A 22,665-nucleotide genomic window follows, 5' to 3' on the forward strand; every position below is an offset into this window, starting at 1 on the left:
CGCACTTTGCCGCATAAACGGTTAAGTGGTTCAATCCGCACCTCGGTTCAAATCGATATAGTCGATATCTCTATAGACGCCGTCAATGATGCGGTGCAAAAACTGGGCCGAATGGCACAGTTTTGAGCATTTTTTCGGGCTAAGTAGCCGGAAAATTTCAGGAAATGCGTTTTGTAGAAAGAGCGGTCGCGGCCTCTCTGAAGGCCCGTACGAGCGGTGCAACGGGATCACGATCCTGTGTGATCATGCCGACGCTGTGCGCCACCTCAGGATCTACAAGAGGAATGGCTCGGATGCCGGGATCGTCGCCCAAGAGATTCAACAGATAGTGGGGCATGACGCTCGCCAGCCCCATGAGGCGGACGTTGGAATAGAGATTGATCACGGAGTTCGTTTCGAGCGCCGGTTCTGGGTGGCGGCCGGCTGCCTCGAACGCGTGGTCAATGATGCGCCGGTTCTGCATGTTTGGGGTCAGCAGGCCCAGCGGCAACTCGGCGGCGTCGCGCCAGCTCACCGTCTCGCGCTCGGCCATCGGATGATCTTCTGGAACGAAAAGGCAATAGCGCTCGACGTAGAGCGGGGTGGCGACGAGGCCATTGATCGGCTCGTTGTCGAGGTAACTGATCCCGGCATCGATCGTATACTCGTTGAGCCCGCGCAGGATTTCCTCGGAACTCATCGACATGATCGTGAAGTTGATCTGCGGATGTAGGCGCTGCACGTCGCGCGTCAGATAGGGCAGAATCGGCAGCGCCGACGGGATCGCGCCGAGGACCAAGCGGCCAGTCAGGCCGAAATCGCTGATCGCAAGCTGCGCCAGCTCCTGATGCATCGAGGCCCAATTGTTGAGAATGAGCTGCGCCCATTTGAGGACGCGTTCACCTTCTTGCGTCAGACCCTGATAGCGTTGGCCGCGTTCGACGATGGGCACGCCGAGTTCAAGCTCAAGCTGGCGGATGCGGCCAGAGAGCGTCGGCTGCGTGACGTTGCAGGCCTGGGCAGCGCGCGTGAAATGCTTTTCGCGCGCCAGTGCAACGAGATATTGGAGCTGGCGGATATCCATTTTCGACGCTCTCGCTTGAGAGAGCGCCGGTTATCGGGGTTTCGCTGGGCAAAAGCAAATCGCGCGCTGACGGCTGTGTTTCAGCCGTCAATGCCGGTGGCGTCGAAGACGTGGCCCGAGAGTGCGCGGCGGCGGCGGGAAGCCAGGTGCAGCGCGAGAGAGGCGACATCGGGTTCGCTGGCGAGATAGGCTCCGGCGCGGCCGTCGAAGAAGGCGCGGGGCCCGACACCGTTAATGCGAACGCCCTTATCAGCCCAGGCGCGGGCTTCCTGCGCGATCATCGCGGCGAGCGCCGTCCGGATGACGCCGCAGATCGCGGCCGAGCGGGCATCGCGGGGTTCGGGCATGTTGACGACGTTGAGGACGAGGCCTTCGCTCATGACGAGGCACATGCGATTGGCGATCACCCGGGTGAGCTGGGCGAGGGGTGCGAGCTTTGACTCTATAAGGGCTTCGAGATCGGCATCGTCGGCGATGGCATTGATCTCGTCGGCCGAAATCGACGTCATGTTGATGGCGGCGTCGAGCCCGCCAAAGGCCTGAGCCGAGGTCTGGGCGAAGCGCGCCGCGGAATTTGCAGTCGAAATATCGAGAGTATGGAGGCGAATCTCGCTTGCGCTCTGGGACAGGAAGGCGAACAACTCGACGAGTTCTGGCGACAACTCGGCGGTATGGACGACAAGGCGGACGTTGAGATCGGCGAATGTCCGGGCGACGTCGATGCCCGAGTTTCCGGTCAGACCGGTGATTAGGATGCGCGCCCGCGATAACTCACTCGAGACTTCTTCTTCGACGCTGGTACCTACTCGATCCATGTACATGGCGCTCTTCCCCTCCTGACAACACGCTGAACCGGCGAACGCGAGAGGCGCCGTCGGCAGGATGATAGCACGCCGATTCGCCTAACGAGACCTAAACAGCCAGCCGATTCGGGTTTGGGGGAGACGGGTCAAGGGCGCTTTTGAGACTATGCACCGCGTCACGCGTTATAAGTCTGTGACCCTGACGCCCCGCACAGGCATCGATCTGCCCTTAGTGCGGGCAGAGGGTGGAAAAGGTGGTGATAGTTCGAGGCGCGCACGTTGCGCCGCGTTTCACGCCTCTGCGAAGGTTGAGACTGACGAATCGACTAGCTGCTTGGATAAGATGACAAAACAGGACAACTCGAAGCCGCAAGCCAGTGTCGCGCCTGCCGACACGGCTGCACCATCGCCGGCTCTTGTGCCTGGTCCCGCTTTTGGGCCTGGTCCGGCTCCAGGACCTGCTCCGGCAAACGGGCCGCCTGCTCCAAGCGCGGCTGCGCCATCCCAGGATTCGCCCCGCGAGGTTAAATCGCGAGATGGGCTGATCGTGGCGTCCATCGTCATTGCCTCTGTTGCCGTGGCGGTGATGTGCTTTACCCAGCTCGGGCTGACGCTACCTGTTGCCGGCGCCGTGGGCGTCGTAACGCTGGCGCTGCTGATGCTCATTCACAAGCAGATGCAGAAGTCGGCGCAGATCGCTCAGCTGAAAGCGGAACTGGCCCAAAGCCGCCTTGCCGGACGGCCCAAAGCCGGAATGCGTCCGGGTCCCGCTCCCCAGCAGGCCCAAGCCCAGCCTCAATCATCGCAAAGCGCAACCGAGGCGCGGATTCGCGAATTGAGCCGTGACATCGGCAATCTTGTTCCCCGTTCGGATGCGTCGCCAGCCGGCGCTCAAGGTCCGACGCAATCGTTCGTCGGTCCGCTGGCGCCCGAGCAGGGGCCGCGAAAGGCGCAGCGCGCGCCGTTACCGCCTATCGGTGAAGCAGCGGCGAAGTCGGCAAGCGAAGCCGGCGCTGGTCCGTCTCTGCAGGGGCCGACTGTAAAGCCTCCGGTTTCGGAGCCGCCTGCCGACACGCAGTTCATGGGGCCGCAACCGGCGCAAGAGGATGCGCCGCGCGAGCAGTGGTCTTTCCGGCCTCGGACCGATGCCCAGGCGTCCGTGCAGGGCGCGTCGGCTGCGACCAACGCTATGAACGGCAACGCACAGGCGCCAGTCGCGACGACCATCGAGGGCGATCTCGAACTCGTGCAGCGTAAGATCAAGGAACTCGCTGACGAGGTGAACGCGGCGGAAGCATTGCGTCCCAAGCCGCAGCTCGTTGCGACTCGTCCGAGCGGACCGTCGAGCCCGCTGGAAGACTCCATCGGCGCGCTGCGCGCTGCTGCAAAGAGCATGCGCGGCAGGCCGTCTCTCGGCGATTTCATTCCGAAGTTCGAAACGCAGGCTGCCGAGCCGAAGCCCGCTTCCCAACCACAGTCGATGCCTGCGCAGCCAGCTGCTGCTCCGGCGAGCCCCGCAACGGGTTTCGGCGAGCTCGTCATTCCGGCGACGGCAGAAAGAATCGCGGGTTCGGACACCGCCGCGTCGGCTTCTACTGCTCCACCATCAAATGCTGCTGAGCGCGATGTGGCACCTCCCAACCTTGAGCTGCCGCTTCCCGATTTCTCGCTGCCGTCGGGGCCGACCCTGCCGCCGCGTGCGGATGCGATCAGCCGTGCTGTTGACGATGGAACCATCGACGTCTTGCTTGGGCCGATCGTGACGCTGTCGGAGCATTCGGTCAGCCACTACGAAATGACGGCGAACCTCGTTTCGCTGACTGGCGAGACACTTACCTTCAGCGAGGACGATTTTGCGCTGATCGAAGGTGACCGCGATGCGAAATTCGACATTGCGCGTCTCACTCGGGCCGCTGCACTGGCGGCGCGAATGGATGCGCGTGATCGCGAAGGTTCGCTGCTCGCGGAATTTTTTGGCTCCTCGATGACGAGCAGGGCTTTTCTTGAAACCTTCGCGAACGCCTACGAAACGCGGCAGCGAATTTCGGCACAGCTCGTACTGACGTTTACGCAGCGTGCGGTCGACGCGTTCTCACCGGCGGCTTGGCAGGCCGTGCGCGATATGCACGCGTTCGGGTTCCGCTTTGCGCTCGACAAGGTTCGTCACGTGGGGACGGATTTCGCGGCGCTGCAGAGATCGGGCTTCCGCTTTGTTCGCATTGACGCTCAGACACTGCTCAATGGGTTGGCAACACCAGAGCGGCTTGTGCCGGCCGAGGAAATTCTGCAGCGGGCGACGCTGGCAGGGCTTTCGATCATTGCGGCGGGCATTCAGGACGCAACAACGCAAAAGCGGCTGCTGGACGCCGGTGTGCTGTTAGGTCAAGGGCCGCTGTTTGGAGCGCCGCGACAGGTCAACGTCGACAGCGGCGCGGGGCCGTCCGATCAATCGGCGGCGGCTTGAGATAGCTCGGCGAAGTTTAACGACTGTGACGACGGCGCCGGATGACAGTCCGGCGCCGCGTCGTTTATAGGGCCGTTTATCGGGGCCGCAGAGCGCGCGCTCCATGTAAAGGCCTGCCGATGACCGACATTCCCGTTCTCTCGTCCATTGCGCCATTCGCGGAAACATCCGAGCTCTGGTTCGTCGATATCTGGGGCGTGATGCACAACGGCGTGCGGCCGTTCGCGTCGTCGGTGGCGGCGTGCGAGGCTTTTCGCAAGCGGGGTGGAACAGCGCTGCTGGTGACGAACTCTCCGCGGCCGCGGGAGAGTGTGGGCAAGCAGCTCGATAGCATCGGCGTATCGCGCGATGCTTATGACGGCATTGTCAGTTCGGGAGACGTGTCGCGCAGTCTCATCGACGCGTGGGCGGGGCGGCCTATTTTGCACATCGGGCCATCGCGTGATCTGCCGATCTTTGCGGGGTTGAAGGCTCAGCCCGGCGCGACCCTCGAGGATGCCGAAGTTGCGATCTGCACTGGTCTTTACGACGACGAGACGGAAACGCCGGATAGTTACGCCACGATTTTGGAGAAGCTTCGTGCGCGCGATGTGCCGATGATCTGCGCCAATCCGGATTTGAAAGTCGAACGTGGTGGCCGCATCATCTATTGCGCCGGAGCGATTGCGGCGGCTTATACGGCGCTGGGTGGTACAGTGAGCTACGCAGGGAAGCCATACCAGCCGATCTATGACCTTGCGCTCAAGATCGGCGCCGAGAAGCGTGGCGCGGTGGTCGGTAAGGATCGGGTGCTGGCGATTGGCGACGGCGTGGCGACCGACATTGCGGGAGCGGCCGCATTCGGTATCCGTTCCGTGTTTATTGCGAGCGGCATCTCCGTACGGGCAGACGAAACGATGGATCACGCGGCGCGGCGCCTATTCGCAAACGACAGCGCCGCGAAGCCGGTTGCGGTGATGAAAGATTTTGTTTGGTAGTTGGAATTGTCATCCTCTGCATAATGTCGAGGATGACACGGTAAGAGCGGCGAAGTCGCTCAACGTTTCTATATCGTCAAAACGATTTTGCCGATGTGGGCGCCACTGTCGATGCGCTTGTGGGCTTCGGCGGCATCGGCCAGCGGATACGTGCTGTCGAGCGGAATTTTGATTTTTCCGGAGGCGATCAGCGGCACGACTTTTTCGGCAATCGCGCTCGCGATATCGCCTTTCACTTCGTTCGAACGGATGCGCAGCGTCGAGCCCGTTAGCGTCAGGCGCTTCAGCATCACGCGCATGAAGTCGACTGTTGCGGTCGAGCCCCTCTGGAACGCGATGTTGACGAGACGACCATCGTCGGCAAGCGAGCGAATGTTCTTCTCGATGTAGTCGCCGCCGACCATGTCGAGGATGACATTGACGCCTTTGCCTGCCGTTTCGGTCTTGATGACTTGGGCGAAATCCTGCGTGCGATAGTTGATCGCGACGTCGGCGCCGAGCTTGCGGACTTCTTCGCATTTTTCATCTGAGCCAACGGTCGTGAAGACCGTTGCGCCGAACGCCTTGGCAAGCTGTACGGCCGTCACGCCGATGCCGCCACTGCCGCCGTGAACGAGAAACTTCTCGCCCGCCTTCAATTGTCCGCGCTGAAAGACGTTGTGCCAGACAGTGAAGAACGTCTCGGGAATGGCGGCTGCTTCGATGAACGAGATCGGGTCCGGCTTTGCGATGCAGGCGAGTTCCGATACCGCAGCGTATTCGGCATAGCCGCCGCCAGGAACGAGGGCCATTACGGCATCGCCAATAGTGAAGCGTTTCGCGCCCTCGCCCAAGGCCACGATCGTGCCGGAGACTTCGAGGCCCGGAAGTTCCGAATGGCCTTTCGGTGCGGGATAATTGCCCTGTCGCTGCAACACGTCTGGCCGATTGACGCCTGCTGCTGCAACCTTGATCAACACGTCGCCTGCCTTCACCTCGGGTAGCGGCAGTTCCGTCATCGTCAGGACTTCGGGTCCGCCGGCTCCGTTGATCGCTACCGCTTTCATCGTCGTGGGAAGGCTCATCAGGTTTGCTCTCTTGGCATTTTGGCTGGCGAGAGGAATGCACCGCAAGGGCCGCTGGGGCAAGGCGGGATGGAGACGCGCCCTGTCTGCTGCATCCGATCTCGACCCGCTGGAGCATCTTCAATAGAGTGGGCGCATAAGAACCGGAGGACGCGTCATGGACCTCGACGATCTGTTGCCGCCGAAAAAACCAAAGGGTACAGCAATCGGCGAAAGCCTCGAAACGCTGTCGGTCGCAGAGCTCGAAAAACGGATCGCAGATCTTGAGGCGGAGATCGTCCGGGTGCGTGCGGAAGTCGATCGCAAGAAGCGTCACGAAGAGGCGGCGCACGCGCTTTTTAAATCGTAAAGTGCGTTCTAACGATCAATTTGAATTACGCTGCATACTGTCCAATTTTGGGATTCGATGAATTTGGCGCGGCTGTTTCGAATCCTAACAGCGCGTCACGCCGCTCACGTTTCCACTTAACTGAACCTTAAGCATATTGCTGCACTTTCGGTGTTAATCCAGGTCATCTGGATCGTGGCGGCCCCTCTGCCGCCTCATTTGACGCCTCCCTGTTGACTTTCGAGCCGCCCTAACGGAGCGGCTCTTTTTTTGCACTGTCCACAACAGGATTGGAAACGCCCCGTTTTGGGCGAGGTTGTTAACTATGGTGCTCTAGTGTCGGTTCGTGGTAGCAGTTGCACACGGGTAAGCGTTTGTATCGTTGAGGGTCATGAGTAACGTATATCGCGTGGATGGCGCGCCGTCTGGCGGCGCCACAACGGTCTCGTTCGGAGAGCGGTTTCAGTCCTCCGAACAGTTTGACCACATCTTCAAAGAAGGCATGGCGCTCGTCGAGCGCACCGCCAGTTATCTTGACGGTCCGGGCCGCAAGGAAGCAAAGGCGCTCGCTGGCGGGGTCGGCGTCCTTTATGCAACCGAAAGCATGCGTCTGACGACGCGGCTGCTCGATCTGGCTTCGTGGCTTCTCATTCGCCGCGCGCTTCGAGAAGGTGAGATCACCGAGGACGAAGCGCGCAAGAAGCGGCGTCGCGTCAAGCTGCAGGCTTTTGGCCGCCCGGCGCACGTCAAGGGCTATTCGGAGCTCCCGATGGGCCTTCAGAGCCTGATCGAGGAAAGCTTCGCTCTGCACGATCGCATCTCGCAGCTCGATCGCATTCTGACGACGCCGTCGGCAGCAGATGCGCCGGAAGCAGCGGTGAATCCGGTTGCGCATCAGGTCGGTTTGCTGGAGCGGGCGTTCGCTGCGAAAGTCAGCTGAGCGCAACCGACAGTTCGAAAATCAAAAAGGCCCGCTCGACGAGAGCGGGCCTTTTGATTTCTGACGATACGTTCGATCACGAAAAGCGATCAGAACATGCCTTCGAATTTCTTCTTGAAGCGCGACAGGCGGCCGCCACGGTCCATCAACTTCGCATCGCCGCCGGTCCAAGCCGGGTGCGTGTTCGGGTCGATGTCGAGGGTGAGCGTGTCGCCCTCCTTGCCGTACGTCGAGTACGTCATGAACTGAGTGCCATCCGTCATGACCACCTTGATCTGGTGGTAGTCGGGGTGGAGATCGGCGTCTTTCTTCATAGCCTTTGGTCCGTCTGGTAATACGTTTATCACGGCGAAGCCCTGAAGAGCTCCGGCCCCGGTCTTGGCAAAGAGGGGACTGAATTGGCGCGTTGTTTAGCCGAGATAGCCACCCTGCACAAGCCGCAGTGCGTCGCAAACCTAAGCAAATCGTAATTTTCTTGAGGCCGATCAGCGGCCCATTGCCACTTGAGCCATCGGCTCCGGTGGGGCATGGTCCCCGCGGCTTAAGGGTCGAAACATCATGTTTCCCCACGACTTGGATCAGAAAACCCCATGAGCAGCGACGTTGCAGACCGGAGCCCTGAGCAGGCTCAACCTACGGATGAACCTTCCCGGGAACGCCGGCGCATGTCGCTTAAGCCTTTGAAGACGCTGATGCCCTTGATCACCGCGCATAAGGGTGCGCTCTGGGGCGCCGTTATCGCCCTGGTCGTCTCGGCGCTTGCCATGCTGTCGGTTCCGCTCGCCGTCAGGCGTATGATCGACAAGGGTTTTGCCGGCAACGATTCCGCGCTCATTAACAGCTACTTCCTCACGCTCATCGGTATCGGCCTCATCATCGCGATCGCGAGCCCGGCCCGCTATTATTTCGTCAACTGGATCGGCGAGCGCGTGGTTGCCGATTTGCGCTCGAAGGTTTTCGCGCAACTCGCCAAGCTCGGACCGGCCTATTTCGACGTCAATCATTCCGGCGAGATCATGAGCCGCCTGACGGCGGACACCACGCAGATCAAAGCTGTCGCCGGCTCGTCGCTGAGCCAAGCGGCGCGCAACTCGATCATGCTGGTCGGCGCGCTGATCATGATGTTCATCACCAGCACCAAGCTTTCGCTGCTGGTGTTTCTGGCGATCCCGGTCATCGTTCTGCCGCTCGTCGGCTTCGGGCGGCTTGTGCGCCGCCTGTCACGGGAGGCGCAGGATACGCTCGGCGATTCATCGGCCTACGCGGCCGAGAACCTTGCCGCCTATCGGACGATGCAGGCCTACGTCAACGAGAAGGCCGTGACGGATCGGTACGACCGTTCGGTGGAGCGGACGTTCGCTGCGGCACGTCGGCGGATGCGGGCGCGCGCGGCGCTGACGGGCATCGCTATCTTCCTGACTGTCGCGAGTATCACGGCTGTGCTCTGGTACGGCGCGTCGGCGGTGATCTCCGGTGACATGACCGGCGGCCGGCTTGGGCAATTTGTGCTTTATGCGCTGTTCGCTGCGGCATCTCTCGCAGAAGTCTCGGAAGTCTGGGGTGAGATCAGCCAGGCGGCAGGTGCTGCGGAGCGGCTTTCTGAAATGATGGCGACGGTGCCGGAAATCCGTTCGCCAGAGAAGCCGACGCCGCTGCCGGAGCCCGCAATCGGCAGCGTAGCGTTCGAAAACGTGTCGTTCGGCTATGCGGCGCGCAAGGGCGATAAAGCGCTCGATTGTATTTCATTCCGCGCCGAACCGGGCGAGACGCTGGCGCTCGTCGGGGCCTCGGGGGCAGGCAAGACCACGATCTTCAATCTGCTTCTGCGCTTTTATGATCCCGATACGGGCATCGTTCGCGTTGATGGCGTCAACGTCAAGGATGCCGACCTCTCGGCGCTGCGCAATCGCATGGCGCTCGTACCGCAGGACGTTGCGCTGTTCGCCGATACGGTTGCCGAAAACATTCGCTATGGCACGCCAGGCGCGACGCTGTCGGAAGTGCGGCGTGCGGCGGCTGCAGCCCAGGCCGACGAATTCATTCGCCGTCTTCCGGATGGATACAACACGCGTCTTGGCGAACGCGGCACATCGCTTTCGGGCGGTCAGCGTCAACGCATCGCCATTGCACGCGCAATTCTGAAAGATGCGCCGATCCTGCTGCTCGACGAGGCGACGAGCGCGCTCGATGCGGAAAGCGAGGGCGCTGTGCAGCGAGCGCTTGAAGACCTGATGAAGGACCGGACGACGATCGTCATCGCGCATCGCCTGGCGACGGTGCAGAAGGCGGACCGGATTCTCGTCATGGAGAACGGCCGTATCGCGGAAGCCGGTACGCATAGCGAACTGGTACGGCGCGGCGGAATCTATGCGCATCTTGCCGAGCTTCAGTTCGGACGCGAGGCGGCGGAGTAGGCCGAACGGCGGATCTGCGAGTTAACCGGCTGTTAATGTCTGTGAACTGATTATCAACAATCTGTCCGCCTGCTGATAATTAGTGTCATGAAGACGCTTACGGCCATCGTTATCGGGTTCGGAGTTTTTGCGTACGACATCTCGTTCAACAACGGCGAGATCGTACGTTGGGTCGGGTCGTTTCTCGGACTTGCCTAGGCGATAACAGCTGACTACTGCCCCGACGCATGCGGCTGCGCATTGACGTGGCCGCTCCTGTTTTCCATTGAGCTTAGCGATAAGCGTTCGGCGCGGCGGCCGCTAGGCTTTTATCTGTTCGTCAGCTTCAGCTCGATGCGACGGTTCTTTTGGTAGGCTTCTTCCGTGTGGCCGGGATCGACCGGCTGGAATTCGGCATAGCCCGCTGCGACGAGCCGGTCGGCGGGGACGCCGCGCGAGACGAGGTATTTCACGACCGATGCGGCGCGGGCCGTTGAGAGTTCCCAGTTCGAAGCGAATTGCGAATTCGAAATCGGGCGCGCGTCGGTGTGGCCGTTGATCTGAAGAGCCCAATCAATGTCGGGCGGAATTTCTTTCTGCAATTCGACGATGGCTTCGGCGATCTGGTCCATCGCCGCCATGCCTTCCGGCGTCAGCGTTGCGGAGCCCGACGGGAACAGCACTTCAGATTCGAAGACGAAGCGGTCGCCGACAACGCGGATGTCTTTGCGATCTTTCAGCAGCGTGCGTAAGCGGCCGAAAAAGTCGGATCGATAACGCTTCAACTCCTGCACCTGCTGGGCAAGGGCCGTGTTCAAACGGGCTCCGAGATCCTTGATGGTCTTGTCGCTTTCGGCGCCTTTTTTCTCCGAGGCTTCGAGTGCGTCGTTCAAGGCTGCGATCTGGCGGCGAAGCGCAACGAGCTGTTGATTGAGAAGATCGACTTTCGACAACGCTTCGTTCGAAAGGTTCTTCTGCTTGTCCAGCGCCGCCGTTAATCCGGCAATCTGACCTTCGGCCGATTTGGCGCGCTCGTCAGCGCCAAGGCCTGCGCCCGTCAGTTTTTCGTTCTCGGCTTTGAGTGTGGAGAGCGTGGCTTGCAGAGCCGCGAGTTCATCCTGCGCCGATTGCGATTTGCCTTTTTCCAGAGACAGCATCGACGTCAATTCACTGATCTGGGCGGTGAGGCGCTGAAGGGCGGAATCTTTGCCGGTGACTTCCTGGGCGGAGAAGTACTGCGCGATCATGAAGATCGACATCAGCAGCGTCACGACGAGGAGCAGCGTCGAGAGCACGTCGACGTAGGCGGGCCAGAACTCGCCGTATTCGCCACCGCGGCGGGAGCGTCCGCGCGCCATTGGTTAGCCCCCGCGCTTCATCGCATCGGCGAGGCTGCGCAGCATGCTGGCGACCTCTTGCTGCTGCTGCGCCTGCTCATCGACCCATTCGCGGACGACCTTTTGTTCGGTGCGCATCTGCGTCACGAGCTGATTGACGCCGCGCGCGAGGTCGCGAACGTCCTCTTGAGCTTGACCGGCCGCCTTGGCGGTCGTGGGTGCCGGCTGGTCGGTCAAGCGATTGGTGAAGTCTTCGAGCGAGCGCTGCATGTCAACGACGGCGGACAGAAGCTGGCGGTTGACGTAGTCGCTCGACGACACGCCGCCGGCAGGCGTCAGCTCGGTGATGCCCGAGAGCCATTCTTCCAGCTCGTTATAGAAGCGGTTGTGCGCGTGGTTTGCCTGCAATTCGAGAAAGCCGAGAATGAGCGATCCGGACAGGCCCAGAAGCGATGACGAGAAGGCCGTTCCCATGCCCCTCAGCGGCGCGGCGAGGCTTGCCTTCAAGTCGCTGAAGAGCTGGACGTTGTCGGTCGCCTTGCTGTCGAGGGTGTCGATGGCGTGGCCAACCGACTGAATGGTTTCAAGCAGACCCCAAAAGGTGCCGAGCAGGCCGAGGAACACGAGCAGCCCGACGAGATAGCGGCCGGTGTCGCGGGCTTCATCGAGGCGCGAGCCGATCGAATCCATGAACGATCGCATGGCGGCCGTCGACAGCGAGATGGTGCCGGTGCGATCGCGCAGCATCGTCGCCATTGGGGCGAGCAGCACGGGGCGGGCGCTGATCGACAGGCCTGGATCGGAAATACGGAAAGCATTCACCCAGCGGATTTCGGGATAAAGCCGGAAGACCTGACGGTAGGCGTAGATGATGCCCAGAAAGAGCGTACCGAGGATCAGGCCATTCAGGCCTGGGTTGTTCAAAAACGAATGCTGCAACTGGTCGAAGAGAATGGCGGCAAGAAAGCCAACCAATGTCAGGAAAATCGTCATGCGCAGCAAAAAGACACCGGGCGGTGTCAAACGCCGCGATACCGGTGCGAGTGCCGAGGCATCGCCCGGGCGGATCTTGGCCATTCGTCGTCTCCGGAACGTCCCCGCTGTCCCATTGCGAGACCTTAGCGCAACGCTGTGTCATCGAAAACCGGCAACATCATGCCGGAGGTCGGGCTAGCCCGGGGCGTCCGGCGTGTGTCAGCCCTTTGTAAACAGCACAGAGCCGAAAGCTTTGTGAAGGTGGAGGTTGGCAGCCAGGACGTCGCCCGAGTCCAGCATCTTGTCGCCGCCCTTCAGGTCGCTGACGAAGCCACCGGCCTCGCGGACGATGACGATACCGGCCGCGACATCCCACGGTTGCAGATTGTGCTCCCAGTAGGCGTCGAAGCGGCCGGCAGCAACGAAGGCGAGATCGAGGGCGGCGGAACCGGTGCGGCGGATGCCTGCGACTTCGCCCATCAGCATTTCCATCTCTTTGAGGAAACGCGGGTGTCCGGTGCGGCCACGGTGAGGAATGCCGGTTGTCACCAGGGCATCCGCGGGCGATTTGCGGGCGGCGACGCGGAGGCGGCGGTCATTCAGGTAGGCGCCCTTGCCCTTTTCAGCGGTGAAAAGCTCGTCGCTCGCCGGATTGTAAATGACGCCCGCAACAAGCTGGCCTTCGCGTTCAAGGCCGATGGAAACGGCGAACATCGGGTTCGAATGCAGGAAATTGGTGGTGCCGTCGAGCGGATCGACGATCCAGCGGTGGGTCTTGTCGGCGCCAATGATCTCGCCGCGCTCTTCCATCAGGAAGCCGTAGCCGACGCGGGCCTTCGACAGTTCCTTGAAGATGATGTCTTCGGCTTTGTGGTCGGCGGCGGAGACGAAATTGGCAGGGCCTTTGATCGAGACCTGCAGGTGTTCGACCTCGCCGAAGTCGCGAATGAGGCTGCGTCCGCCTTTGCGCGCCGCGGAAATCATGACGTTCAGGGTCGGTGATACGTTGCTCATGTCGTGAGATCCGGAATCGGCGCGAGAAAAACTTCGAAGACGCGCGCTCTACCGGCTCTTCACAGTCATGGCAAGGCGGCGCAAAGCCTTAAGGCACTGCCGACATTTCCGGATCGACCGCGATACGGTCCATCCAGGCGGAAGCCTCGACCGCTGCTTTGAGGCGATCGGCCTTCGACATTTTCGCCAGAATGGCGTCGAATTCCTTGTCGACGAAGCCGTTCTTCTGCGCGATCAGGCGCCATTTCGCGGCTTCGATCGGGTCTTTCTTCACCTTGATGCCGTCAAGGTAAACGTAGGCCAATCGGTTCTGCGCGCCGACGATGCCCTTTTCTGAGGCCGCCTTGAGCAGAGCGGGGATCTTCACCTCGTCCTTCGTGAGGCCGAAGCCCTGGAGGAGCCGCACAGCATAATCGTATTGCGCGACTGCGAGGCCTTGCTCGGAAGCGCGGGAGAGCCAGCGTGCCGCTTCCAGCGCATTGGCATCGACGCCGGTGCCCGTCTGATAAAGCTCTGCGAGGTCGTATTCGGCCTGTGGAACGCCTTTTTCGGCGGCGTAGCGAATGTGCTGGTAGGCGCGGATCGGGTTCTGCGGCTTGCCCGTGCCGTTGAGGAACAGCAGGCCGAGATTGTAGTTGGCGTCGGCGCTGCCGGAGAGGGCGGCCTTCTCGAACAGTTCGCCGGCCTGTGTGTAGTCTTTCTTGACGCCCTTGCCCTGGGCGTAGGCCATCCCGAGCGCGAAGGTGCCCTGGATGTCGCCCATGTCGGACGCTCGCTTGAAGTATTCGTTGGCTTTGCGCTGGTCTTTTTCGACGCCAAGGCCGTCCTGGTAGATGCGGCCGATGAGAGTATTGGCTTGTGGTTCGCCCTTGGCTGCGGCTTCCTGCGCGAGCTTCAGCGCCGTCAGGTACTGGCCTTGGTCGAAGGCGGTGTAGGCGGCATCGTCGCCGGTCGGGGGAACCAGCGAGGGAATGCGCGTTTTCATGCTCGCCGGTCCGGACGTGGGGGGCGGCTCGGCTTCCGACTTCTTGGGCGTCGGGGTGAGCTTGGGGACAACCGTCTCGTCGCGCGAAAACCACGAGCTGCTTTCGGCCGCTGCGGGAGCGGCGCTGAGAGTGAGTGCCAAGCAGAGGGCCGTTCCGATTAATGATCCAGACCGGGATAATCTCATGTTGCAGTCTCGGGGATTCGTAAGGCTTCCGAAAACGCGCGAACGCGGGCGGCAGCGTCTTTTTCCGTTTCGCTGCTTGTCACGCGGACAGAGACGAAGTCGGCGCCCAAGATAGCCAATGCATGCGCGGCATCGCTATCGGGAACATCGAAGGCAACGCAGGGGACTTCGAACAGCTCACTCCACCAGGCGATGAGATCGCGTTGGCGTTGCGCTGCCTTTTCCCGGTCTTCGACATGAGGAGGAATGCCGAAGGCGACGTAATCGGCGCCGCTTTCGCCAAGTTCCATCGCGTCGTGGCGGCTGCGCCCAGCGTCGGCGCCGACGATGGCATCAGGCGCGGACTGGCGCGCTGTTTTGAATGAACGGATGATATCCTGTGACCAGAGCAGATGAACGCCATCGGCGCCGAGCATCTTGGTTTCGCCGGTCTCCGACGCGATCAGCACGGCGATGCCTTGTGCTTGCGCCAAGGCAATGAGCGGCCGCGTCGTTTCGGAAGCGATTTTCGCGCCTTGGCCGGGACGCAGCAGCACGCTTGCAATCGGCGCGGCCTCAATCGCCGCCGAAAGCACGCTTTTCGCCTGTGCGGCGGGCGTGTCGTCGATCTGAAAATCCAGATAAAGGCTGGCTGGGGTAGACACGCGCCAAAGACTCCAGTTTTTGAACGTTCAATTCCGTGCTGAATGCGGCGGAAACAAGAAGGCCGTCGATTGACCGGGTTTCGTCCACTGGGTTGCAGCAAACAGGGCTATACTCAAGACGAATCGAGTTTTAAGGGCCACAGCGCGGTTTTTTCGCCGGATTACCGCCTTAACGCAGTTTACCAGTCTACGGGAACGGGTCATGGTCACCCATCTCTGAGTTTAGGCGTTTTTCCGCCAACTTGAGGGCTCACGTAGTGTCGGCAAGATCGGCATGCTGCGTCTCTCGCCCATCGGAGCCAAACGGGGAATGATCAAACAAGTCACGCTTCGCCTAGTCGGCGTCAGTTTATTGGGGGTTTGCTGGATCGGATGTGCGCCAGTCATGGCGGCAGAGACGACCACGCAGGATTCCTCAAGCGGCACGACGACGTATTTTCCGCCGAAACCGACGTCGGCAGCGGATGCTCCGGTTGTCACGCCGGCGGCGCCGACGACAACGGCTGCCATTCCGAAATCGGCTGACCCGCCCAAGAGCAATCTTCCGGCCGAGCCTGCGGTTTCGCCGAAGAGCAGCGTACATGATGCCGATCCGTCGGTAACGGCGACGGTGACTCCGGCTGCCGGTGAGACGCCTCAGTCGCAACCGGCGCCCGCGACAGGCGATGCCAAGCCGGCTGATGCAAAACCGGCCGACGTCAAACCCGACGCTGCGCCGGCCCCTGCAACGACGGATACGGCTATCGTAACGCCATCGGCGGACGACAAGTCTGCCGCGGATAAACCTGCTGCAGACACGCCGGCTGCAACGCCTGCGCCATCAACCGACAGCAAGCCAGACGCTGCTACCGCGACACCTCCTGCGGCTTCTCCCGCGAGCGATACAGCGCAGCAGCCCAAGCCCGCTGAGACGACGCCGGTTGCCACGCCGCCAGCACCGCCGCCGGTCAATCCGGTCGTTCTCGCGGCACGCGGGAAGCTTTCGGATAAGTCGTTCGCCAGCAACAGCGCCAATGACGATGTGACCGCCGCGCGCGATTACTATAGTGGCCATACCGAGCCGCTGTGGGTTCATGGCGGTGAGTTCACGCGCAAAGCGAAAGAGATCATCTCGACGTTGAAAGGCGCTGATGATTGGGGTCTCGATTCATCGGCCTTCGCTATTCCGGCGCTCGGGAGTGGGTCCGCTTCGGAAGGAGCGGCGGAGGCTCAGTTGACGCTATCGGCGCTGAAATATGCGCGGTATGCGCGCGGCGGCCGTCTCGATCCAGTGTCGCTCAGCAACATTCTCGATATGAAGCCGCCGGTCAAAGAGCCGAAGGCCGTCATGCGAGAGCTGGCGAGTGCGTCAGATCCCGGCGCTTATCTGCGCGGCCTCAATCCGAAACACATCGGTTTCGAACGTCTACGTCAAGCGCTGTTGAAGGCACGTGGCGGGGCGACTGATGTCGCGGATGAGCCTGTCGACCCGGCGCTACTCATCAAACTACCGACGAAGGGCAAAACGCTGAAGCGGGGCGTCAAGGACGATCAGGTTTCGCTGCTGCGGCAGCGCTTGAAAGTTCCTGCCGACAATCCCTCAAATGATCGCGTGTACGACGATCAGCTTGCCGATGCGGTTCGCGCCTTCCAGCAGGCGAACGGTCTCAAGGCCAATGGCGTGGTGACCAATCGCGTGCGCACCGCGCTCAACAGCGAGGGGCAGCCCAAGCGTCGCGCCAGCCCGTCGGAGAACGTCGATCGCATCGTCGTCAACATGGAGCGTTGGCGGTGGCTGCCGGCCAATCTCGGGAAGTTCTACGTCATGAACAACATTCCCGAGTTTACCAGCGAGATCTGGAAAGACGATCGCATCGAGCTGAAGCAGAGGATCGTTGTCGGACAGCCGTCGTGGCCGACGCCGCTGCTGTCTTCTAAAATGCAGTATGTGATCTTCCGCCCGAGCTGGGGCATGCCGGACGGCATCAAAGCCAAGGAGCTTATGCCGCGCCTCCGGCAGGCGTCCGGCAATTCGGGCTTCGGATTCTTCGATCAGTTGTTCGGTGGCGGCGGCGGTTACAGCGGCGCAGATGTGATCGAAGCCTACAAGCTGCAGGTCTATTACAACGGCCAGAGGGTCGATCCCAATTCGGTGAATTGGAAAACGGCGGACGTTCGGCAATACAGCTTTATCCAGCCGCCGGGTCCGGACAATCCGCTCGGCATGGTGAAGTTCCGTTTCCCGAACAAGCATGACGTCTACATGCACGATACGCCGGAGAAGAGCCTCTTCAGCGCGAATGCCCGGGCGTTGAGCCACGGCTGCATGCGTGTTCAGGATCCTCGTAAAACTGCGGAGGTCATTCTGGGCGAAGACAAAGGTTATTCGCCTGAGAAGGTCGGAGAGCTTTGGAATAGCGGTGCCAGCATCACGCTGTCGAAAGAGGTGCCCGTTTACCTCGTCTATTTCACCGCTCGTGTGGGCGACGATGGTCAGATGGAAAACTTCCCCGACGTCTACGGCATCGACAGCCGGGTGATGTCTGCAATCCGGGGACGTCCCGTCCGCTTCGTTGCGCAGGAAGCGATCGATCCGACGGAAGCTTCGGAGCCGGGCGCCAGCGCGTACGATCCGGGAGACGATCAGCGGCCGAACCGCCGGAGCAAGAAGAACAGCAATCCCATCCAGGATGCGCTTTCCAACATCTTCTTGAACTGAGCGCAGCCGGTATAGACATCAAAAAAGGGCGGATCTTTCGATCCGCCCTTTCTGTTTTCAGGCCGTGCCCGGGATTTCGATACGGCTTTTATCAGGCCGCTTTTTCGAGCTTCTGGTCCCATTTGCCGAGAGCAGCTAGGCTGTTCATCTTGGCGCGGTGCGTGAAGGCGCGCTGGCCGGCAGCGACGTTCTCGGGCTTGCCGCCCCAGGCCTGGATCGCAGCGGCCTGCAACGCGCGGCCATAAGAGAAGGTCAGCGGCCAGGGCAGCGGACCGGACGCGTTCATCAGCGAGAGATGCTCGGTTGCGGCTTCGTCCGACTGACCACCCGAGAGGAAGGCAATGCCAGGGACAGCGGCGGGAACCGTCGCCTTCAAACACTTGACCGTCTTTTCGGCGACTTCGGCGGCGCTCGCCTGCTTTGAGCACTTCTGGCCGGAAATGATCATGTTCGGCTTGAGCACGATGCCTTCGAGATTGACGCGGGCATCATAGAGTTCGCGGAAGACGGTGCGCAGCGTCCACTCCGTGACGCGATAGCATTCATCAATGTCGTGGCCGGCATGCTCGCCGTCCATCAGGACTTCGGGTTCGACGATCGGGACGATGTTGGCTTCCTGGGCAAGGGCCGCGTAGCGGGCCAGCGCGTGCGAATTTGCCTTGATGCAGTTCCAGGTCGGCATGCCGTCGGCGATGGTGATGACCGCGCGCCACTTCGCAAACCGGGCGCCGAGCTTGTAATATTCGGCGAAGCGTTCGCGCAGGCCGTCGAGGCCTTCGGTGATGGTTTCGACCTTCGACGTCGGACCTGCGAGCGGTTTTGCACCCATGTCGACTTTGATGCCGGGAAGCGAGCCTGCGGCCTTCATGATGTCGACGAGCGGCGTACCGTCCTTGGCCTTCTGACGGATGGTCTCATCGTAAAGGATGACGCCGGAGACGTAATTCTTCATGCCTTCGGTGGCGCGGAACAGCATCTCGCGGTAGTCGCGGCGGCTGTCTTCGGTCGATGTCAGCTTGATCGAGTCGAACCGCTTCTTGATCGTGCTCGTGCTTTCGTCAGCGGCCAGAATGCCTTTGCCGGGCGCAACGAGAGCGCGGGCGATGTCTTCAAGTTTTTCGCTCATACTTGCCTCCGTAGGCCGTTTAAACAGTGAAACGCACAATAACGGGCGCCGTTCACTGGCGCCCGTCCTAAAATCCCGTTCAAATCAGCTTGGCCATTGCGACTGCGGTATCGGCCATGCGGTTCGAGAAGCCCCATTCGTTGTCATACCAGGAAACGACGCGAACGAAGTTGCCGTCAATCACCTTGGTTTGATCGAGGGCGACGGTCGAAGACGACGGATCGTGGTTCAGGTCCATCGATACGAGCTTGTCCTTCGTCACCGTCAGAATGCCACCGAGGCGGTTCGATTTTGTGGCTTCAACGATGGCGTTGTTCACTTCTTCTGCCGTCGTGTTCCGCTTGGCGACAAACTTGAAGTCGATCAGCGAGACGTTGGGCGTCGGCACGCGCATCGACGCGCCGTCGAGCTTGCCGGCGAGTTCCGGGATCACGAGGCCGACGGCCTTCGCGGCGCCGGTCGTCGTCGGGATGATGTTCAGCGCTGCTGCACGGGCGCGGTAGAGATCCTTGTGCAGGGTGTCGAGCGTCGGCTGGTCGCCCGTGTAGGAGTGGATCGTCGTCATGAAGCCGTGTGCGATACCGACGGCATCGTTGAGCACGTGGACGACCGGCGCGAGGCAGTTGGTGGTGCACGAGGCGTTCGAGACGACGACGTGCTCCTTCGTGAGCTTGTCGTCGTTGACGCCGTAGACGACAGTCAGATCGGCGTTATCGGCGGGGGCCGAGACGAGCACGCGCTTGGCGCCGGCTTCGAGATGCGCCTTGGCCTTGTCCTTCGAGGTGAAGATGCCGGTACATTCGAGCGCGACATCGACGCCCATGGCCTTATGCGGTAGCTCGGCGGGGTTCTTGATGGCCGTCACCTTGATCGGACCGGTACCGGCGTCGATCGTATCGCCATCGACCTTCACTTCCTTGGGGAAGCGGCCATGCACGCTGTCATAGCGCAGCAGATGGGCGTTGGTTTCGACAGGGCCGAGATCGTTGATGGCGACGACTTCAATGTCCGTCCGACCGCTCTCGATGATTGCGCGCAGCACGTTGCGACCAATGCGGCCGAAACCGTTGATCGCGACCTTCACAGCCATTCTTGGAGATCCTCCGGGTGTGAGAAATTGTAACGGATACGGACGAATTGCGGGCTCGTCGCGATCAGTCTCAAGGTTTTGCGGGTCTTTAACGTCACTTGGTGGCCGCCTGTCAATCAGGCAAGCCCGGTGCTTTGGGTTACGCTCCTAGGATTCTTTTCAGTCATAAGGGGGCAAACACGGTCTCGTTTATTGACGACATTTACCTTAGCCACGTAACCTAACGCCCAAGCTAAGGTGATCGATGCGTCAATCGTGTCGCCCGCGAGGGCGATGAGAGGCCATGACTGAACGCAACACCGTTAAGATCAAGCGCGCGGAAGACCTGAAGTCTGCCCGCAAGCCGTCGGGCGACCTCAATTTGCGGTCCGAGAATGCGCGCCTGCGAGCCGAGCTGGCGACCGCCCAGCAGCGGATCGCGGAGCTTGAGCAGCGGACCGCCGACGCCCTCAATCGCATTGATTGGGTTCTCGATTCGCTTCATAGTCTGCGCGAAAGCGAGTCATCGTGAGCGTCGTTCAAGGGGGAGACCGGCTGCGTTGCCGGGCAGGATGGCCGAAGTCCCGTTCACCTTCAATCAACGCACCTATCGGTTCCACTGCGAGGAACACGACGAGCGGCGCCTGAGGGACATCGTCTCGTACTTCAACTCAAAACTGGACGAACTGGTCCGTGAGCATGGGGCGGTCGGCGACGAGCGTCTGATCCTCATGGCGGCGCTGATGATTACGGACGAGCTGTTCGACACTCGGGCCGATGTCGACGATCTGCTGGGGGGCAACTCAGCTGACCTGCGCTCGGCCGCGATCCGCAGCCTTGAGGCGGACGAAGACGCCGAGCCCGAGAAGCGGCGCGCCAAGGGCTAAGGCGGCGAAAGCCCATCGGGCTCGTGCATATGCCGACGCGACCACTGGATTTTTCTTAGCCGTTCACATACATCAGCAGATGCTGCGGGGCTCGTCAGGGACAATATGACCCGGGGGCCTATAAGATCCGCACGGGCGCTGTCCCTGACCGGAGCCGTGGCTCCGGATACATGGTGCCCACCTACGCTCGTAGGGACCACGCGGGATCATCGTCTCAACGGCCTTCGCGGCATTATTTCTTTCAGGACCAACTTGCGTTAGACAGCGAAATGATGGCGGACGCAAAGAAAGAGCTGCGCGCCGAAGCGCTTCTGCGTCGCAAGGAAGCCTTCGAGCGCCACGGACCGGAGGCGAGCCGGCTGGTTGCCGCCCAAGGTCTGGATTTCCTTGGCATAAAGCCCGAAGCGACGGTGTCGGGGTTCGCGGCAATCCGCGATGAAATCAACCCGGCGCCGCTGATGACGTGGCTTCAGGCCGAAGGCTGCAAGCTGGCGCTGCCGGTGATGCAGGGGCGGGGCAAGCCGCTTATTATGCGGTTGTGGTCGCCTGGAGACGTGATGGCCCCTGCAGCCTGGGGGATCGCCGAGCCGACCGACGATAAGCCGGAGGTCGATCCGGACGTCGTGCTGGTGCCGCTGCTGGCGTTCGATGCGCGAGGGTACCGCCTGGGTTATGGTGGCGGTTTTTACGACCGTACGCTCAACCGGTTGCGAAAAATAAAGCCGATCATCGCCGTTGGGATCGCCTATGACGAACAAAAGGTCGACGCGGTGCCTGCCGAAAGCTATGACGAAAAACTCGACTGGGTCCTGACGCCTTCGGGTCCCCAAAAATGCCAATAAATTCTGGTCGGACCCTTTCATGCGTCTTCTGTTTCTTGGAGATATCGTCGGCCGTGCGGGCCGCACGGTCGTATGCGATGCATTACCCGGGCTCATCCGGCGGTTCGGCCTGGATTTTGTCGTCATCAACGGTGAGAATTCGGCCGGCGGTTTCGGTATTACGGAAGCGATTTTCAACGATCTGATCGACGCCGGCGCCGATTGCGTGACGCTCGGCAACCATGCGTTCGATCAGAAGGATACGCTCGTCTTCATCGAGCGACATGACCGGCTGATCCGGCCAATCAACTATCCCAAAGGTACGCCGGGAAGGGGCGCCACCCTGCTGCAGTCAAAGGGGGGTGCAGATGTGCTCGTCGTCAACGCTATGGGGCGCGTGTTCATGCCTGAAAACGACTGCCCCTTTCGCGCCGTCGATAATGAATTGGCGGCTTGTGCACTAAAGCGCGAAGCCGACGCCGTTATCATCGACTTCCACGCCGAGGCGACGAGCGAGAAGCAGGCGATGGGCTATTTCCTCGATGGGCGCGTCAGTCTCGTGGTCGGAACACATACTCATACGCCCACCGCGGACGGCCGCATTCTGCCGAGCGGAACGGCGTATCTTTCAGATGCAGGAATGTGTGGCGACTACAACTCAGTGCTCGGCATGGATCCCGAGGAGCCGATCAATCGCTTTCTGACGCGGATCCCGCGGGGGCGTTACGAGCCGGCCGTCGGGCCGGGCTCGATTTCAGGGTTCGCGGTCGATACGGACGACACCACCGGCTTGGCCGTTCATGCCGCCCCGCTGCGGCTTGGTCCGCATCTCGAGCCGTCAACGCCTGCTTTCTGGACGGAAACGGTCGCCTGAACGAGGCTTTGAAGGGT

21 protein-coding genes and 1 other RNA gene are annotated in these 22,665 nt (G+C 61.1%); 11 read left to right on the forward strand and 11 right to left on the reverse strand.

The genetic code is table 11. The features are described from left to right. Nucleotides 1-157 precede the first annotated feature (157 nt). Nucleotides 158-1,063, reverse strand: a complete 906-nt coding sequence (locus HYPMC_RS04515) for a LysR family transcriptional regulator (RefSeq protein ID WP_013946618.1) — start codon at nt 1,061-1,063, stop codon at nt 158-160. Between the two features lie 80 nt (nt 1,064-1,143). Further along, nucleotides 1,144-1,878, reverse strand: coding sequence for an SDR family NAD(P)-dependent oxidoreductase (locus tag HYPMC_RS04520; RefSeq protein ID WP_244420976.1), 735 nt, complete (start codon nt 1,876-1,878; stop codon nt 1,144-1,146). Between the two features lie 535 nt (nt 1,879-2,413). Here HYPMC_RS04520 and HYPMC_RS04525 point away from each other — a divergent pair. Together HYPMC_RS04525 and HYPMC_RS04530 are read left to right on the forward strand one after the other, a co-directional pair. Beyond that, a complete protein-coding gene (locus tag HYPMC_RS04525) occupies nt 2,414-4,330 on the forward strand; it encodes an EAL domain-containing protein (RefSeq protein ID WP_050976750.1) in 1,917 nt (638 codons plus the stop codon). A 119-nt stretch (nt 4,331-4,449) separates the two neighbouring features. Then, nucleotides 4,450-5,307: a TIGR01459 family HAD-type hydrolase gene (locus tag HYPMC_RS04530; RefSeq protein ID WP_013946621.1), complete on the forward strand. Its 858-nt coding sequence runs from the start codon at nt 4,450-4,452 to the stop codon at nt 5,305-5,307. A gap of 68 nt (nt 5,308-5,375) precedes the next feature. Here the strand turns inward: HYPMC_RS04530 and HYPMC_RS04535 are convergent, their stop codons facing one another. After that, nucleotides 5,376-6,371, reverse strand: a complete 996-nt coding sequence (locus tag HYPMC_RS04535; protein ID WP_013946622.1) for an NAD(P)H-quinone oxidoreductase — start codon at nt 6,369-6,371, stop codon at nt 5,376-5,378. Between the two features lie 157 nt (nt 6,372-6,528). Between HYPMC_RS04535 and HYPMC_RS04540 the strand changes: the two genes are divergently transcribed. Beyond that, nucleotides 6,529-6,720, forward strand: a complete 192-nt coding sequence (locus HYPMC_RS04540) for a DUF1192 domain-containing protein (RefSeq protein ID WP_013946623.1) — start codon at nt 6,529-6,531, stop codon at nt 6,718-6,720. 370 nt (nt 6,721-7,090) lie between these two features. Further along, complete coding sequence (locus HYPMC_RS04545) at nt 7,091-7,639, forward strand: DUF1465 family protein (RefSeq protein WP_013946624.1); 549 nt, start codon at nt 7,091-7,093, stop codon at nt 7,637-7,639. A gap of 89 nt (nt 7,640-7,728) precedes the next feature. Here HYPMC_RS04545 and rpmE read toward each other — a convergent pair whose 3' ends face one another. Then, nucleotides 7,729-7,953 (reverse strand): 50S ribosomal protein L31, encoded by a 225-nt coding sequence (gene rpmE, locus HYPMC_RS04550; RefSeq protein ID WP_013946625.1) that lies wholly within the window; start codon nt 7,951-7,953, stop codon nt 7,729-7,731. 351 nt (nt 7,954-8,304) lie between these two features. On the opposite strand from rpmE, the gene HYPMC_RS04555 reads away from it, so the two are divergent. Next, nucleotides 8,305-10,053, forward strand: a complete 1,749-nt coding sequence (locus tag HYPMC_RS04555; protein WP_244420977.1) for an ABC transporter transmembrane domain-containing protein — start codon at nt 8,305-8,307, stop codon at nt 10,051-10,053. Between the two features lie 308 nt (nt 10,054-10,361). Here the strand turns inward: HYPMC_RS04555 and HYPMC_RS04560 are convergent, their stop codons facing one another. The 5 genes from HYPMC_RS04560 to HYPMC_RS04580 all read right to left on the reverse strand — a co-directional run bounded on the left by HYPMC_RS04560 (nt 10,362) and on the right by HYPMC_RS04580 (nt 15,173). Further along, complete coding sequence (locus tag HYPMC_RS04560) at nt 10,362-11,390, reverse strand: peptidoglycan -binding protein (protein WP_013946628.1); 1,029 nt, start codon at nt 11,388-11,390, stop codon at nt 10,362-10,364. 3 nt (nt 11,391-11,393) lie between these two features. Continuing rightward, nucleotides 11,394-12,446: a hypothetical protein gene (locus HYPMC_RS04565; protein ID WP_013946629.1), complete on the reverse strand. Its 1,053-nt coding sequence runs from the start codon at nt 12,444-12,446 to the stop codon at nt 11,394-11,396. A gap of 117 nt (nt 12,447-12,563) precedes the next feature. Next, nucleotides 12,564-13,358: an inositol monophosphatase family protein gene (locus HYPMC_RS04570; protein WP_013946630.1), complete on the reverse strand. Its 795-nt coding sequence runs from the start codon at nt 13,356-13,358 to the stop codon at nt 12,564-12,566. An 88-nt stretch (nt 13,359-13,446) separates the two neighbouring features. Continuing rightward, nucleotides 13,447-14,484 carry an SEL1-like repeat protein gene (locus tag HYPMC_RS04575; RefSeq protein WP_244420978.1) on the reverse strand — a complete coding sequence of 346 codons (1,038 nt, stop codon included), beginning with the start codon at nt 14,482-14,484 and terminating at the stop codon, nt 13,447-13,449. A gap of 41 nt (nt 14,485-14,525) precedes the next feature. Then, a complete protein-coding gene (locus HYPMC_RS04580; RefSeq protein ID WP_013946632.1) occupies nt 14,526-15,173 on the reverse strand; it encodes a thiamine phosphate synthase in 648 nt (215 codons plus the stop codon). A 310-nt stretch (nt 15,174-15,483) separates the two neighbouring features. On the opposite strand from HYPMC_RS04580, the gene HYPMC_RS04585 reads away from it, so the two are divergent. Continuing rightward, on the forward strand, nt 15,484-17,871 hold the full coding sequence (locus HYPMC_RS04585; RefSeq protein WP_024275509.1) for a murein L,D-transpeptidase: 2,388 nt from the start codon (nt 15,484-15,486) through the stop codon (nt 17,869-17,871). A gap of 91 nt (nt 17,872-17,962) precedes the next feature. Here the strand turns inward: HYPMC_RS04585 and HYPMC_RS04590 are convergent, their stop codons facing one another. Together HYPMC_RS04590 and gap are read right to left on the reverse strand one after the other, a co-directional pair. Further along, nucleotides 17,963-18,997: a class I fructose-bisphosphate aldolase gene (locus HYPMC_RS04590; RefSeq protein WP_013946634.1), complete on the reverse strand. Its 1,035-nt coding sequence runs from the start codon at nt 18,995-18,997 to the stop codon at nt 17,963-17,965. 79 nt (nt 18,998-19,076) lie between these two features. Next, a complete protein-coding gene (gene gap / locus HYPMC_RS04595; protein ID WP_013946635.1) occupies nt 19,077-20,087 on the reverse strand; it encodes a type I glyceraldehyde-3-phosphate dehydrogenase in 1,011 nt (336 codons plus the stop codon). Between the two features lie 283 nt (nt 20,088-20,370). On the opposite strand from gap, the gene HYPMC_RS04600 reads away from it, so the two are divergent. The 5 genes from HYPMC_RS04600 (at nt 20,371) to HYPMC_RS04615 (ending at nt 22,648) form a co-directional block, all read left to right on the forward strand. After that, a complete protein-coding gene (locus HYPMC_RS04600; RefSeq protein ID WP_013946636.1) occupies nt 20,371-20,598 on the forward strand; it encodes a hypothetical protein in 228 nt (75 codons plus the stop codon). A 40-nt stretch (nt 20,599-20,638) separates the two neighbouring features. After that, entirely contained in the window at nt 20,639-20,953 is a 315-nt protein-coding gene (locus tag HYPMC_RS04605; RefSeq protein ID WP_024275510.1) for a cell division protein ZapA, read from the forward strand. Nucleotides 20,954-21,029: 76 nt separating this feature from the next. Further along, nucleotides 21,030-21,190, forward strand: a non-coding RNA gene (gene ssrS, locus HYPMC_RS23570) — 6S RNA. Between the two features lie 32 nt (nt 21,191-21,222). Continuing rightward, on the forward strand, nt 21,223-21,795 hold the full coding sequence (locus HYPMC_RS04610; protein WP_013946638.1) for a 5-formyltetrahydrofolate cyclo-ligase: 573 nt from the start codon (nt 21,223-21,225) through the stop codon (nt 21,793-21,795). Between the two features lie 19 nt (nt 21,796-21,814). Next, nucleotides 21,815-22,648, forward strand: coding sequence for a TIGR00282 family metallophosphoesterase (locus HYPMC_RS04615; protein ID WP_013946639.1), 834 nt, complete (start codon nt 21,815-21,817; stop codon nt 22,646-22,648). Nucleotides 22,649-22,665: the final 17 nt, after the last annotated feature.

This window comes from Hyphomicrobium sp. MC1 (assembly GCF_000253295.1).
Taxonomy (GTDB): domain Bacteria; phylum Pseudomonadota; class Alphaproteobacteria; order Rhizobiales; family Hyphomicrobiaceae; genus Hyphomicrobium_B.